A 13,996-nucleotide genomic window follows, 5' to 3' on the forward strand; every position below is an offset into this window, starting at 1 on the left:
CCATAGCAGGCACCCAATTACGGAGGCTGCTATGGCAACTGACTATCATCACGGTGTGCGTGTCACCGAAATTAACGACGGCACGCGCACTATCACAACCGTATCCACGGCCATTGTCGGGCTGGTCTGTACCGCCGACGATGCCGACGCGGCAACCTTTCCCCTCAATAAGCCGGTGCTGATCACCGATGTGCTAACGGCCAGCGGTAAAGCGGGCGAATCCGGCACGCTGGCGAGTTCGCTGGATGCCATCGCCGATCAGGCCAAGCCGGTTACCGTGGTAGTGCGCGTGCCGCAGGGTGAGAGCGAAGCGGAAACCACGTCAAATATCATTGGCGGTGTCACCGCCGACGGCAAGAAAACCGGCATGAAAGCCCTGCTGGCCGCGCAGGCTCAGTTGGGCGTAAAGCCGCGCATTCTCGGTGTGCCGGGTCATGATAATAAGGCGGTAGCGGTCGAGCTGGCGAGCCTTGCCCAGAGCCTGCGCGCCTTCGCGTACGTCAGCGCCTACGGCTGCAAAACGGTGGCGGACGCCATCGCCTACCGGGGCAATTTTAGTCAGCGTGAGCTGATGGTGATCTGGCCGGACTTTGTGGCCTGGGATACCGCCGCCGATGCCGAAGCGACCGCCTGGGCGACCGCCCGCGCACTCGGTCTGCGCGCCAAGATTGACGAACAAACCGGCTGGCATAAAACCTTGTCTAACGTCGGCGTGAACGGCGTCACCGGCCTGTCAGCGGACGTGTTCTGGGATTTGCAAGACCCGGCCACGGATGCGGGGTTGTTGAACCAGAACGCCGTGACCACCTTAATCCGCAAAGATGGCTTTCGCTTCTGGGGCAGTCGCACCTGTTCAGATGATCCGCTGTTCGCCTTTGAATCCTACACCCGCACGGCGCAGGTGCTGGCCGATACGATGGCCGACGCGCACATGTGGGCGGTCGATAAGCCGCTCACCCCCTCATTGGCCCGCGACATTATTGAAGGCATCCGCGCCAAGCTGCGCGAGCTGGCTGCACAGGGCTACCTGCTGGGCGGTGACTGCTGGATTGATGAGAGCGTGAACAGCAAAGACACGCTGAAAGCGGGCAAGCTCGCCATTGACTACAACTACACGCCGGTGCCGCCGCTGGAAAACCTGCTGTTACGCCAGCGCATCACCGACACCTACCTGATGGACTTCACCGGCCAGGTGAGCGGCTAAGGGGCTGAAACATGGCATTACCACGCACACTGAAATACCTGAACCTGTTCAACGACGGTAACAACTTTATGGGGGTGGTCGAGTCATTCACGCCACCCAAACTGACCCGCAAGCTGGAGAAGTTCCGGGGCGGCGGCATGTCCGGCACGGTCGATATCGATATGGGGCTGGACGATGGCGCCCTGGAATGTGAATGGCAGATTGGCGGCTGGGAGCCGCTGATTTTCAAGCAGTTAGGCACGGCAAAAGCCGATGGCGTGCAACTACGGTTTACCGGCGCTATCCAGCGTGACGACACCGGCGAGGTACAAGCGATGGAAATTGTGCTGCGCGGCCGCCATAAGGAAGTCGACAGCGGCGAAGCCAAGCAGGGCGAAAAGACCACCACCAAAATTTCTACGGTCTGCACTTACTACAAGCTGACCATCAACGGCGACGTGCTGGCCGAGATCGACATTCTCAACATGATTGAAAACATCGGTGGTGAAGACCGGCTAGCCGAACACCGATCCGCCATCGGGCTGTAATGCGCTGCAGCACAGGCGGTTTCGTCTGTGCCGGCCACTGACATTTTTTACCGGAGAACCCCATGCAGGAACTGAACACTGAAAAGACCGTCACGCTCGATAGCCCGCTGAAACGCGGTGAGGTGGCGATCGATGTCATTACCATCCGCAAGCCTACGTCCGGCGCGCTGCGCGGCGTGCGTCTGCAGGCACTGATGGAGCTGGACGTTAACGCCGTCATGGTGGTGTTACCCCGCGTCACCGCTCCGGCGCTGACGGCTGCCGAGGTGCTGGAGCTGGACCCGGCCGATCTGGTGGCGCTGTCTGTCGAGGTGGTCACTTTTTTGTTGCCGAAGTCGGCCCGGCAGGATTCCCCGGCGAGCTGACAATAGAGGATTTGGTGGCGGATATCGCCACTGTGTTTCACTGGTCGCCTGCGGTCACCGCGGATATGTCGTTAACCGAGGTGCTGACGTGGCGTCATAAGGCCATTTTGAGAAGCGGAGCCGGTGATGAGTAACAGCAGCCTGCGTCTGCAGGTGGTCCTCGACGCAGTGGATAAACTCACCCGCCCGCTGCGTCAGGCACAGGCGGGTAGCAAAGGGCTATCCGCTGCCATCAAAGAAAGTCAGGCGCGCCTGAAAGCGCTGGACACGCAGGCCGCCCGTATTGATGGCTTTCGTAAAGCCAGCGCCCAGGCTGCCGTGGTCAGTAACAGCCTGAAAAGCGCCCGCGAGGAAGCGGCCCGCCTGGCAACCCAATTTGCCGCCACCGAGCGCCCCACCGCCCAGCAGGCGCGTCTGCTGCAACACGCCAAAGACCGGGTTAACGAGCTGCAGGATAAATACAACGGCCTGCGCGTATCCGTGCAGCGGCAGCGTGAGGCGCTGAGCGCCTCCGGTATCGACACCAAAAAATTGAGCGACGCACAGCGGCAACTGCGCAGCGAAGCACAGTCGGTGACCGATGCCCTGCAACGTCAGCAGCAGGCGCTGAAGCAGTTGGGCGAGCGGCAGCAAAAGTTGAACGCCATCAAGGCGCGGCGAGAAAAGACGCTGGACACCCGCAACAAGCTGGCCGGCACCGGCGGCACGATGATAGCGACGGGTGTCGCCACGGCGGCCCCGATGATTGCGCCGATTAAGGCGTATGCCGATTCAGAAGACGCGGCAACGCAACTGGCCGGCTCCATGATGGGGCCGGGCGCCAAGGTGTCGGCGGAGTTTGAGAAAATCAATCAGTTGGCCGTGTCGCTGGGCGACCGGTTGCCCGGCACGACGGCGGATTTTCAGAACATGATGACCATGCTGCGCCGTCAGGGGCTGTCCGCGCAAAGTATTCTCGGTGGCACCGGCGAGGCAGCGGCTTACCTCGGCGTGCAGTTGAAAATGGCGCCCACCGAGGCCGCCGAATTTGCCGCTAAAATGCAGGATGCAACTGGTACGGTAGAAAAAGACATGATGCCGCTGATGGACATCATCCAGAAAGGGTTTTACGCCGGTGTGGACCCGACCAACATGCTGGGCGGGTTTGCTAAGATTGGCAGCGCTATGTCCATTATCAAGAAAGACGGGATAGAAGCCGCAAAGATTTTTGCCCCCCTGCTGGTCATGGCCGATCAGGCGTCGATGGAGGGCGGTGCCGCTGGGAACGCCTACCGCAAGATTTTTCAGGCAGCAATGAAGACTGACAAAATCAAGGATGTGAACGACGACCTGAAAGATAAAAAAATCAAAATTAAGTTCGATTTCACCAACGGTAAAGGCGAGTTCGGCGGGCTGGAAAAAATGTACGCCCAGTTGGGGCAGTTGCAGAAACTGAACACGGAAACCCGGCTGAAGGTGCTGAAAGACATATTTGGTGATGATGCAGAAACCCTGCAAGCGCTGAACATCATGATCACCAAAGGTCTGGACGGCTACCGGGAAACCCAGGCCAAGCTGGAACAGCAGGCATCCCTGCGTGAGCGCGTAGACGCGCAGTTGCAGACGCTGGGCAATAAATGGGATGCGGCTACTGGTTCATTTACCAACGCAATGGCAAGCATTGGCGCCACCGTCGCCCCAGACCTGAAACAGTTGATTGACGGACTGGGCGAATTGGCCGGAAAGCTCAACGACTTTGTGAAAGCCCACCCAGTACTGGTCAGCAGCCTGTTTAAATCTGCGGCCGGGTTTGCCATTGCCGCCACCGCGATCGGCATCCTGTTTGTTGCGATAGCCTCAGTGATGGGGCCGCTGTCGTTGCTGCGAATGAGTCTGGGTATGCTCGGTTTGAAACTACCCACTCTGGGCGGCGCCGTGGCGCGTTTTGTCGGTCTGTTCGGTAGCGTCGGCTCTGTGTTTAGTGGCGTGGGGCGTCTGCTGCTGTGGCTGGTGGCCTCGCCGTTTGCTCTGCTGCGCACGGCGTTGATGTTTGTCGGCGGTATCTTGGGAACGTTGCTTAGCCCCGTTGCGTTGTTTATGGCGGCGGTTGTTGCTGTCGGGGTAGCGATTTACCAACATTGGGAGCCGATCAAGGCATTCCTGGGCGGCGTGGTAGGCGGTTTCACAGCGGCCGCCGGCCCGATTGTAGCGGCGTTTGAGCCGCTAAAACCGGTGTTTACATGGGTGGGTGATAAAGTCCAGGCGCTGTGGAAATGGTTTACCGACCTGCTGGAGCCGGTGAAGTGGTCCGCTGCCGAACTGGATAACGCCGCCGCGATGGGGCGTAAATTCGGGGAGTTCTTGGCCGACGGGCTGAGCAAGGCCATGCACCCGCTGGACTCACTGAAATCCGGGGTGTCGTGGCTGCTGGAGAAATTGGGTGTCGTCAAAACTGAGTCGGACAAGCTGCCATCCGCCGATGTGATCCAGAAAGCCCAGGATGCCAAAGCCGCGGCGACCGCTCCGGTGAATCCAACCAACGCGACCCCGTGGGGCGCACCGCCGGTCTACAGCCCCTTTGCGGGCATGTATGACAGTGGCGGGGTTATCCCGCGCGGGCAATTCGGCATCGTCGGGGAGAACGGCCCGGAGATTGTCAACGGTCCGGCGCGTATCACCAGCCGCCGCCACACGGCGGCGCTGGCGGCGGCCGTGCTGGGTGCTGCCGCTTCGCCAGTGCTGGCCCAGCCGCTGCACCCGTTCAGCCTGCCAGCCAGTCAGTACAGCAGTGCCGGACAGGCGCGCTCTGCCGGGCAGTTGGCTCCGGCCGCACCGATTACCGTTAACGCACCTATTGCGATTTACACCCAGCCGGGCCAGAACGCGACGGATATCGCCCGCGAGGTCGCCCGGCAACTGGATGAACGGGAACGCCGGGCCAGAGCGAAATCACGCAGCAATTACAGCGACCAAGGGGGGATCGGATGATCAATATTAACTTGAGTGTCAGCGTCATGATGGCGCTGGGCCTGTTCGTGTTTGGCCTGCAAACCGTGCCGTATCAGGAGCTGCAGCGGCAACGTAACTGGCGGCATGTCACTAACAGCCGTATCGGTCAGCGGCCGGCCTGGCAGTTTATCGGGCCGGACAGTGACACGCTGACGCTGCAGGGTGTGCTGCTGCCGGAAATCACCGGCGGCCGGCTGTCACTGCTGATGCTGGAGAAGATGGCGGAGAGCGGTAAAGCATGGTCGCTGATCGAAGGCACCGGCACGATTTACGGCATGTATGTGATCGAGAGCCTGAGCGAAACCCGCACCCTGTTTTTTTTCAATGGCAGCGCCCGGCGCATTGAGTTCACCATCACCCTAAAACGGGTAGACGGGGATTTTGGGGCGGTGACCGGTAGCCTGTCGGAACAGTGGACTTCACTGAAAGACAGCGTGACCGGCTACGCTGACAAGGTGACCACCGCTGCCGGTCAGGCTGTTGACGCCGTGAAAGGGGTGTTTTCATGAGCCTGCTGGGCCAGATGAGCACCGGCCGGGAGTCCACGCCGGATTACCGTATCACCATCAGCGGCAAGGATGTGACCGAAACGCTGGATAAGCGGTTAATGTCACTGACCATCACCGATAACAGAGGCTTTGAGGCCGACCAGTTGGATTTAGAACTGGACGACGCCGACGGGCAACTGATGCTGCCGCGCCGTGGCGCCCAAATTACCGTTTTCCTCGGCTGGAAAGGCTATGCACTGACGAAAAAAGGCACCTTTGTGGTGGATGAAATCGAGCACAGCGGCGCGCCGGATCGGCTGACGGTTCGGGCGAGAAGCGCGGACTTTCGGCAGACGCTGAACATCAAGCGGGAAAAGTCGTGGCATCAGACCACCGTCGGCGCCATCGTGCGGGAGATTGCCGGCCGGCACAAGCTGACTGCTGCACTGGATGAAGTCACCGCCGCCCAGAAGGTTGATCATATCGACCAGACCAATGAGTCAGACTGTTCATTCCTGGTGCGACTGGCGAAAGACCACGGCGCTATCGCGGCCGTAAAGGATGGGCGGTTGCTGTTCCTGCGTCAGGGCCAGGGGAAAACGGCCAGCGGGAAGCCACTGCCGGCAGCGATTATTACCCGTGAAGACGGCGACAGTCATCGTTTTACCCTGGCGGATCGCGGTGCTTATACCGGCGTAGTCGCCAATTGGCTGCATACCAAAGAGCCGAAGAAAAAACAGGAAGTTAAAGTGAAGCGCCGTCGTCGGCGACGTCGGACGTCAACGAAAAAGAAAAAAGAGCCGGAGGCAAAGCAGGGTGAATACCTGATCGGCACTGACGAAAACGTGCTGGTACTCAGTCGGACCTATGCCAACAAAGCTAACGCTGAGCGTGCAGCTAAGATGCATTGGGAGAGATTGCAGCGAGGAACGGCCAGTTTCTCTATCGATCTGGCACATGGTCGTGAAGACCTATTCCCGGAGTTGCCGGTCAAAGTTAGCGGCTTTAAGCAGGAAATAGACATGGCAGACTGGACGATCACAACGGTCACGCATTCACTGAATGACCGGGGATTTATCACGTCTCTGGAATTGGAAGTGAAGATTGACGAATTGGATATGCAATAACCTCTATTCAAAATTGTGAACTTTAAATAGAATATTGTGAATAAAGCAAAGAGGATAACCACTATGATGAGATGTCCACTGTGCGGCCAGGCAGCACACACCAGATCAAGTCATGAAGTCACATCGCATACGAAAGAGCGCTATAACCAGTGTACTAATATTAATTGCGGTCATACCTTTATTACGATGGAGACGTTTATACGCTCAATCGTCGTTCCTGCCAGCATTAACTCCGTACCACAACACCCTAAAGCGAACGGACAAACCGTCCTGAATTTTTAATCACAATTTAAGAATAAAGATTTTTCCGGCCGCAATCTTATTCCTGCTTAGAAAGAGCTATCACGGACACATGAGAAAAACGCTGTCGCCACTCTGCCGCCATTTTGCCGCCACTTGCCAAATTACAGGCACAAAAAAACCGCCTCGTGGCGGTCATGTTCTTTTATTTATTTTCTTATTAATCAAGGCGTTAGCACATGGTGCCCAGAGCGGGACTTGAACCCGCACAGCGCGAACGCCGAGGGATTTTAAATCCCTTGTGTCTACCGATTCCACCATCTGGGCTCAGAATTTGGAGGCGCGTCCCGGAGTCGAACCGAGGTGGACGGATTTGCAATCCGCTGCATGGCCACTCTGCCAACGCGCCTTACTTCAAAACAACTGCTAAACTCATTTTCAACAAGCTAAGAGACGATAATTTGACTCATAACTCTTTGTTTTCAAATCGTTTTAGCGCCCTGCCTTACAGGATGGACGGCATTATGGACTAACTCTGGGTCTATGGCAAGACCCTTTATGCAATTTTTTATTATAAGCTCCGAGACTGCATGACTAACCGCTTTCTCACCTTTCCCCCCACCTCTCACATACGATCCCCCACAACGGGAAGACCCGCAAGCATTGGGAAGGCCTCCCGTATCACAATAGACGTTGCCGCTGCATATGCTTGAGCGGCTTATTTTTTTCGGTGTTTGACTAAGCACTGTACATCATTCGGTGAATATTGCGGGGTGGCCGTCGATTAAATCAACCATGGTTACATATTGCTGCTCAGGTAATACCCTAAAATAACCGCGTAAGATTTTACCTTTGACAAGCTGCGGACTCAGTGTCTTTTTTAAGACAAAATCCATGCTCTGATGGGTAAAATCAATCTTGAATATTGACATTGCTTCAAAACCGAAATAGCGGCCGACATGGCTGTAAGCCGCCTTAAAAAAACTTTCTTTGAGAGAAAAGAATAAGGTAAAGCACGCCTGATACAACGCCGGATTGACAGAAATTACGTCAATTTCATGCTCATCAAGAGTTTGAGTCAATACATTGCCAATCACCTCATGGCTGATTTCATCTTCAACATCAATGCCGACACCGATTCTCCCCGCGGCATGGCCAACCAGCGCTACCGCTCGGTTATGGCAATGACTAATCGAGCCGGTCATGCCTTGCGGCCAGAGCGGCTCGCCATGCTCGCCTCGGCCGATATGCCGCACATGAATCCCCCATTTTTTTAACGCCTGTACGGCACAGAAGCGGCCCGCCAAATACTCGGCGCGCCTTTTGACTACGGCGCGACTCACATACCCGGCGCTCTCTATCTGATACAGTTGGAACAAGCCATCGTGATAGTGCTCCCTGGCAAACATACAATGATAAAGTTCAACGTCGGTATCAAACCAATCACCAGACTGATTTTCCTGAAAAAACATCGTTCAATCCTTGTTGCCGTCATGCCTGGTTTATCACTCGGCCTATCCACCTTATACCGGCTTCAATTCATCCAGTTCGAAATAACCGTTGTAACCTTTCAGATAGATCGCCGCACGATGCTGAAACAGCAAAACGGCATCTGTGCGGGTTTCCACCTCGGTGTTCAAAATACTGGAGTAAACCTTTTGCCCGATCCGGAATCGACTATTCCATTGTTCCACCTTCCGGGCTGCCGCTAATGCTCTGCTATGCATCGACCGGTTTGTAGATTCCGCCCGCCCCTTCACATCATTGGCCTCAGCGTGTGACCGAATGGCCTGTAGTTCGGCCTCTGTCGTCTCCGCCTTTATTTTTTCGACCAGCCCACCGACAACGTTACCCTGCCCCAGTTCCGTAAACGTCACCGCTCCCAGACTCATCAGATATTGAATACTTTCAGTCCAACGTACCGGGCTGGCAATTTGTTGGGCAAGGCAAGTTAATAGCGCCTCTTCTTGATAGGGTCGCGCCGTTTTATTGGCGATAACCGGGATTTTCAACGCCGAGAATTGAAAGCTCTGCAAGTATTTTTCAAATTGCTCCATTGCCTCCTGCATCAATCTGGAGTGAAAAGCACCACTGGTATTTAAAGGGACGCATCTGATATTACTCTCTTCAAATGCATCTACGGCGTTCATAATATCGCTACGAGGTCCCGAGATCACAATTTGTGATGGCGTATTAAAATTAGCTAAATCAATATTTTCCAATCTTTTGATTTGCAATAACGCTCGAATCTGTGCTTCGCTTGCTCCCAATACCGCAGCCATACCGCCGCCGTCGGCCTGCCCCATCAGTTCACCGCGTCTTTTCACCAGCTTCAAGCCGGTGGCAAAATCAAAACACTCGGCGGCCAGTAGTGCATTAAACTCCCCTAAACTATGGCCTAAAACAAAATCCGGACGTGTACCGGTTTCCTCCAGCGTCATAAAATAAGACAGTGCATTAACGACATAGATTGCGGGTTGGGTATATTGCGTCCGATTTAGATTGCCGTCGGGATCATCAAGGCAGAGTGTTTCAATGGAATAACCCAGGATATCGTCGGCAATACGGGTTAAATCGGCAAATCGCCTAAATAACCCCTCCCCCATTCCTCGTCTTTGGGATCCTTGTCCAGGGAACATATAAACCTGAATTGACATGATGGTTCACTCCTTTGAATAGATTTTATTAGCTCTCTTTGCGTAATTGCCTGATTAACAAGCTCCCCGTTACGCATTCAATTGCGATAACAGATAATCAAGCGATTTTAATCCGTCACCGAACTGGTTCAATACATAGCCATGCCGACATTCGATGCCTTTCGAATACTTCAGAAAGTTGGACAAGCTCCCCGTAGCCGATACATCAATAAAAAAGGGGTCCTTCATTACGGTAAAGGTTGAACTGACGAGAGCAGAAAAATCGACTTTACTTCTAATTATTTGCCATAAGTAAACCTGAGCCTCAGCGTGTGATAACTCACCGACAGCCCGCCCCAGTACGGATGAATAAAGGGGAATAGTCGGAGTAAAAACCGGTGTCTGACGCAGTAGTTGCTGATATTCCGGTTTGATCGCTTCAATCTCATCCGAATGAAAGCCATAGCGTACCGGCAGCGCAACAGACAGGATGCCTTTATCAGACAGTTTCCGTTTCGCTGCTGTGATGGCTGTTTTATCTCCGGAAATGAAGAAGTTATTGTCAAAATTCACGCCAGCCAGCGTACACCGTGAAAAAATGTCTGCGTCGCTATAGAACGTCTGCGTCGGGGCCAGTACCACGACCAGTCCCCCCTGCGGCGCATACTGAACCAGCAATCGGGCCTGTTCAACAACCAGTTGAAGCGCATCATCCAGCCGCAGCATACCGGCCACAACGGCGGCGACGTACTCACCCAAGCTATGGCCGACCACCGCCGAGGGCTGGATACCACGGGCAATCAACATCTGAGTCAGGCTATAGCCCAGACAAAACAGTGCCGGATGCGTGTAACGAATATCATCAAACACCTCGCCGGAATGGCCTTCTCCGTAGAGTTTTTCCAGCAGATTGACACCGCTCAGCTGATAGACTTTGTCACAAAGGCTGTCCATCGTCTGCCGGAAGTGCTCATCGTTATGGTAAAAAACACGCCCCATCTGGTAATACTGGCTACCCTGGCCTGCATACATGAAAACGCACGGGTGCGGTGTTGCCGGTATCGGCTCGTCTGGCTTCTGAATCGGTCTCGATGCCGGCGAGACCACAGGCGCTGAACGCGCGTCACCGATCGGCATCGGGTCTTCGACAATACGCTGATGGAGCTTCGTCAACACATCACCAGGGCCCACTTCCGTGAAATCATCATAACCTTGCGCCAGCAACCAGGAGATAGACTCATACCAGCGAACCGGGTTGGAAATTTGCCGGGTCAACAGTGTCTGATATCCCGTCGAGGGATAAGCCCTGGCTGTTACATTCGACATCACAGGAACAGTCAAAGGATGAAAAGTGAATGTAGACAAGAAATCGGCGAACTCCCGCTCAATATCCACCATACAGCGAGAATGGAACGCCGCACTGACGTTCAATTGGACAAAGCGGGCTCCGGCATCCAGAAAACGCTGCTCCAGCGTCGGCGACAAGATTTCGTCATAATTCCCCGAGATAATGCACTGCCGCCGGGAGTTAATATTGGCGATATCCACATGTTGAAAGCCGCTATCGGCCAGAATACGCTCAATATCATCCAGATTAATCTCCAGCAATGCGACCATAGCCCCCTTGGGAGCCTGGCTCATCAACTGACCACGCTTTTGCACCAGCCGAAGCCCGGTGACAAAGTCAAAAGCACCGGCAGCAAATAACGCGTTGTATTCCCCCAGACTGTGTCCGGCGAGAAAATCGGGCGGCGTCATTCCACGCGCCTTACGCTCTAAATAGCTCAGCGCATTCACGGTGTACAATGCCGGTTGGGTATACTGCGTCTGATTTAACACCCGCTGAGGATCTTTCACGCACAGGTTGGCGATGTCATAACCCAGCACCTGATTTGCCTGTTCGACCAGATCCGGATAGTGCTCAAATAGGTCATAACCCATCGTACGATATTGCGATCCCTGCCCTGGAAAGGTATAGACTGTCTTCATAAGTTTCCCCGCTGTACTATTCTGTCAGGCCCGTCAGGCCATCGCCGTCAGACCGTCGAGCCGTTAGCCGCGCGTTGCTACGCAGATAACATGTTGCTTTACAATTGGTTTTCCAGTGAACCGATTTGTCGTGATAACAGGGAAGCCGCTTCCTGCATCAACATTTTCCCGATTTCATCGACATGGCGAGCACGCCAGCTTTCATAAGCCGTGCCTTTCACCCACTGATTAAACGCGCCTAAAGCCGGCCCGCAATGCACCTGATAATCCACTTTGTTCTGCGGATCGCCGGCCAGCGCCAGCCGCGAGCTATAGGCAAAATACCAGCGAAAGATTGCCGCCATTTTACGCTTGGGATTCGCTTCGATTTGCGCCAGCATCTGAGAACGATTAGCCTGATAATATTGCCTGACATCGTTCCAGACATCGGATAACGGGCGCTTAAAGTACTTGTCTTCAAGCTGCCGTTTAACCTCCGGCGGGATGGCCTCCAACGAAGCATATTGTTGATAAAGCTGATAAAGCCGATTCGCTCGCGAAGGGAAAAACACACCGCGCTTTAGCACCTGAACTTTGGCGCCCTGTTCAAACATATCGCCGGCAGGCGCATAGTCGGTATCCTGAATATTGATACGTTGCAGGAGATCTTTCACTTCATCGCTGGTGGCCGCTTCAACCGAACATTGATTGACCGAACCGGTGACAACAAAATCAGCACCCAGCATAAACGCCGCCATTACGGCTTCCGGCGTACCGATACCGCCTGCAGCGCCGACTCTGATAGACCGGGGATAGTGTTGTCGGGCTGAAATCTCCCGACAAAGCCGGGCGATAGCCGGGAATAGCACATACGCATTCCCCTGATCGGTGTGGCCTGCCGAATCCGATTCAACGCAAATATCCTGCGCCATCGGCACCCGTGGCGCCAATTCAGCCTCCTGAGCACTAATCAACCCTTGCTGATATAAATGGGCGACCAGCTCAGGCGGTGCCGGGTGAGCAAAAATATCGGCAACTTCGGGGCGTGACACTTTCGCCATCAACGTATTGGGGATCACTAATCGCTGATCCTCTCCCCGATGAATCCCACTCAACCGATAACGGACTAATGCCGGCGTCATCGTGATATAAGCGGCCGCTTCAATAAAACGAATGCCATGGGTCAGAAACAGTTCAATCCGCTGCATTTCCTTTTCCGGGAAATCGTAATCCGCCAGCATATTCATGCCGAAAGATTCCCCGTTCAAATCAGATTGAATCCCTAAAATCGCCTCTTCCAGCGCATGAAGACTCACCCCTCCTGAACCGAAAAAGCTCATCATGCCGGCTCGGGCCATCGCTACAACCAGTTCGCGGGAGGCAATCCCCTGATACATGGCACCACTGACATAGGCATACTTAATCCCATAATCCTGACGAAATGCCGCACTTCCCAATTGTTCGGCCTGAACACGCGGTTCTTGTCGGCGGTCTCCCCCCTGAGGGGGAAGACCTTCTCGGCGTTCAGCCGGCCTCGTTTGCCCAACATGTGTCATCATCGTGCTCTCCCCGTTTAACCTGTTCAGAAAGCGTCGCCTTTCATATCAAAGGGGGGATAAGCAGGAAAATCGGTCGTCGATGGGTACTTACTGAAAGTCATCACCTCACGGCCATTGGTCAACACGGTATTACCGCCACGCAATTCAAACTCATAACTGACGTAACTTTGCCCTTCGCCCCAGAGTTTGCTGTGCGTTCTGGTATTAAATGTCGTTCGCAGACGGTCCGGAGATATCACCGCCATCTCATTCGACTCATAATTAATAATGATCTCTCTCGATTTATTGAAATCACTGGTCACCAGAATGTTATAGCTCCCGTAATACATCTGATTCAGCGGTGTTGCCGTTTCACCGCTATGGTTGCCGGCCAGAGGAATGCCATTACTATCCAGTACCGAAATATAGAAACCGCCGTCACGGGCAATCCAACCTTCGGAAGGTAAGATAGTCCCGGCCATCGAATACAGCCGATAATGACCATCCGGGTTACCGGTATATGTTTTCAGCTCAATACGTTTTTGCGCCACCAGCGCCTCAACATCAATACCGAATTCCCGATTAAAATAAGCAATCGCCTCTTCTCTTTTCTGTGCTAATTCACTCTGATTCAGCCCCATAATCCGGGTGTAGAAATAATCACTGCTGCATAACGTTCCCTGACATCCGGATATGCCGGGGAAGGGTTCGGTATTTGCAATATTGAGCGAGCCGGTTCCCATAAAAACCAGTACCTGCTTAAATCCCATAGGTTTAGGTAAACGCTCGCCGGCGTGTGCATTAAATGTCATCAAGGCCAGAGAGAAAACGGCGATGGCGGCGGCTTTTCGTTTAAATGTACGTAACTGCATAGAAGCTCCTTGTTGTTTTTCACTGATAACCGGCAAACCGGTT

General features: G+C 54.3%; 13 protein-coding genes and 2 tRNA genes. 8 read left to right on the plus strand and 7 right to left on the minus strand.

What is annotated here, in order from left to right; genetic code table 11:
- Window positions 1-31 precede the first annotated feature (31 nt).
- The 8 genes from FDP13_RS05005 to FDP13_RS05040 all read left to right on the plus strand — a co-directional run bounded on the left by FDP13_RS05005 (window position 32) and on the right by FDP13_RS05040 (window position 6,981).
- Window positions 32-1,204, plus strand: coding sequence for a phage tail sheath protein (locus tag FDP13_RS05005; RefSeq protein WP_143838897.1), 1,173 nt, complete (start codon window positions 32-34; stop codon window positions 1,202-1,204).
- An 11-nt stretch (window positions 1,205-1,215) separates the two neighbouring features.
- A complete protein-coding gene (locus tag FDP13_RS05010; RefSeq protein ID WP_143838898.1) occupies window positions 1,216-1,731 on the plus strand; it encodes a phage major tail tube protein in 516 nt (171 codons plus the stop codon).
- A 62-nt stretch (window positions 1,732-1,793) separates the two neighbouring features.
- The gene (locus tag FDP13_RS05015; protein ID WP_143838899.1) at window positions 1,794-2,096 is read left to right on the plus strand and encodes a phage tail assembly protein; all 303 of its coding nucleotides are present in this window, start codon (window positions 1,794-1,796) and stop codon (window positions 2,094-2,096) included.
- 14 nt (window positions 2,097-2,110) lie between these two features.
- Window positions 2,111-2,230, plus strand: a complete 120-nt coding sequence (locus tag FDP13_RS05020; RefSeq protein ID WP_199886303.1) for a GpE family phage tail protein — start codon at window positions 2,111-2,113, stop codon at window positions 2,228-2,230.
- Window positions 2,223-5,063 (plus strand): phage tail tape measure protein, encoded by a 2,841-nt coding sequence (locus tag FDP13_RS05025; protein WP_143838901.1) that lies wholly within the window; start codon window positions 2,223-2,225, stop codon window positions 5,061-5,063. The genes FDP13_RS05020 and FDP13_RS05025 overlap by 8 nt, the downstream gene beginning before the upstream one ends.
- Window positions 5,060-5,593, plus strand: a complete 534-nt coding sequence (locus FDP13_RS05030) for a phage tail protein (RefSeq protein WP_143838902.1) — start codon at window positions 5,060-5,062, stop codon at window positions 5,591-5,593. Before FDP13_RS05025 ends, FDP13_RS05030 begins: the two co-directional genes overlap by 4 nt.
- Complete coding sequence (locus tag FDP13_RS05035) at window positions 5,590-6,699, plus strand: phage late control D family protein (protein WP_143838903.1); 1,110 nt, start codon at window positions 5,590-5,592, stop codon at window positions 6,697-6,699. The genes FDP13_RS05030 and FDP13_RS05035 overlap by 4 nt, the downstream gene beginning before the upstream one ends.
- Window positions 6,700-6,762: 63 nt before the next feature.
- Window positions 6,763-6,981, plus strand: a complete 219-nt coding sequence (locus tag FDP13_RS05040; protein ID WP_143838904.1) for an ogr/Delta-like zinc finger family protein — start codon at window positions 6,763-6,765, stop codon at window positions 6,979-6,981.
- A 198-nt stretch (window positions 6,982-7,179) separates the two neighbouring features.
- On the opposite strand, the gene FDP13_RS05045 is transcribed toward FDP13_RS05040, so the two are convergent.
- The 7 genes from FDP13_RS05045 to FDP13_RS05075 form a co-directional block, all read right to left on the minus strand.
- A tRNA-Leu gene (locus FDP13_RS05045) sits at window positions 7,180-7,266 on the minus strand.
- Between the two features lie 8 nt (window positions 7,267-7,274).
- Window positions 7,275-7,348: transfer RNA gene (locus FDP13_RS05050), tRNA-Cys, on the minus strand.
- 343 nt (window positions 7,349-7,691) lie between these two features.
- Window positions 7,692-8,411 carry a 4'-phosphopantetheinyl transferase gene (locus FDP13_RS05055; RefSeq protein WP_050516106.1) on the minus strand — a complete coding sequence of 240 codons (720 nt, stop codon included), beginning with the start codon at window positions 8,409-8,411 and terminating at the stop codon, window positions 7,692-7,694.
- 51 nt (window positions 8,412-8,462) lie between these two features.
- Window positions 8,463-9,596 (minus strand): ACP S-malonyltransferase, encoded by a 1,134-nt coding sequence (gene fabD, locus FDP13_RS05060; RefSeq protein ID WP_143838905.1) that lies wholly within the window; start codon window positions 9,594-9,596, stop codon window positions 8,463-8,465.
- Between the two features lie 69 nt (window positions 9,597-9,665).
- Window positions 9,666-11,564 carry an ACP S-malonyltransferase gene (fabD, locus tag FDP13_RS05065; RefSeq protein WP_143838906.1) on the minus strand — a complete coding sequence of 633 codons (1,899 nt, stop codon included), beginning with the start codon at window positions 11,562-11,564 and terminating at the stop codon, window positions 9,666-9,668.
- 98 nt (window positions 11,565-11,662) lie between these two features.
- Entirely contained in the window at window positions 11,663-13,102 is a 1,440-nt protein-coding gene (locus FDP13_RS05070; protein WP_231578089.1) for a PfaD family polyunsaturated fatty acid/polyketide biosynthesis protein, read from the minus strand.
- Window positions 13,103-13,125: 23 nt separating this feature from the next.
- A complete protein-coding gene (locus FDP13_RS05075) occupies window positions 13,126-13,953 on the minus strand; it encodes a hypothetical protein (protein WP_143838907.1) in 828 nt (275 codons plus the stop codon).
- Window positions 13,954-13,996: the final 43 nt, after the last annotated feature.

This window comes from Dickeya sp. ws52 (assembly GCF_007210685.1).
GTDB lineage: Bacteria > Pseudomonadota > Gammaproteobacteria > Enterobacterales > Enterobacteriaceae > Dickeya > Dickeya chrysanthemi.

Excerpts from the sequence above, each read along its gene's own strand:
- FDP13_RS05005 (WP_143838897.1), top strand. The coding sequence starts at position 32 with ATGGCAACTGACTATCATCACGGTGTGCGTGTCACCGAAATTAACGAC.
- FDP13_RS05010 (WP_143838898.1), top strand. The coding sequence starts at position 1,216 with ATGGCATTACCACGCACACTGAAATACCTGAACCTGTTCAACGACGGT.
- FDP13_RS05015 (WP_143838899.1), top strand. The coding sequence starts at position 1,794 with ATGCAGGAACTGAACACTGAAAAGACCGTCACGCTCGATAGCCCGCTG.
- FDP13_RS05025 (WP_143838901.1), top strand. The coding sequence starts at position 2,223 with ATGAGTAACAGCAGCCTGCGTCTGCAGGTGGTCCTCGACGCAGTGGAT.
- FDP13_RS05030 (WP_143838902.1), top strand. The coding sequence starts at position 5,060 with ATGATCAATATTAACTTGAGTGTCAGCGTCATGATGGCGCTGGGCCTG.
- FDP13_RS05035 (WP_143838903.1), top strand. The coding sequence starts at position 5,590 with ATGAGCCTGCTGGGCCAGATGAGCACCGGCCGGGAGTCCACGCCGGAT.
- FDP13_RS05040 (WP_143838904.1), top strand. The coding sequence starts at position 6,763 with ATGATGAGATGTCCACTGTGCGGCCAGGCAGCACACACCAGATCAAGT.
- FDP13_RS05055 (WP_050516106.1), bottom strand. The coding sequence starts at position 8,411 with ATGTTTTTTCAGGAAAATCAGTCTGGTGATTGGTTTGATACCGACGTT.
- fabD (WP_143838905.1), bottom strand. The coding sequence starts at position 9,596 with ATGTCAATTCAGGTTTATATGTTCCCTGGACAAGGATCCCAAAGACGA.
- fabD (WP_143838906.1), bottom strand. The coding sequence starts at position 11,564 with ATGAAGACAGTCTATACCTTTCCAGGGCAGGGATCGCAATATCGTACG.
- FDP13_RS05070 (WP_231578089.1), bottom strand. The coding sequence starts at position 13,102 with ATGATGACACATGTTGGGCAAACGAGGCCGGCTGAACGCCGAGAAGGT.
- FDP13_RS05075 (WP_143838907.1), bottom strand. The coding sequence starts at position 13,953 with ATGCAGTTACGTACATTTAAACGAAAAGCCGCCGCCATCGCCGTTTTC.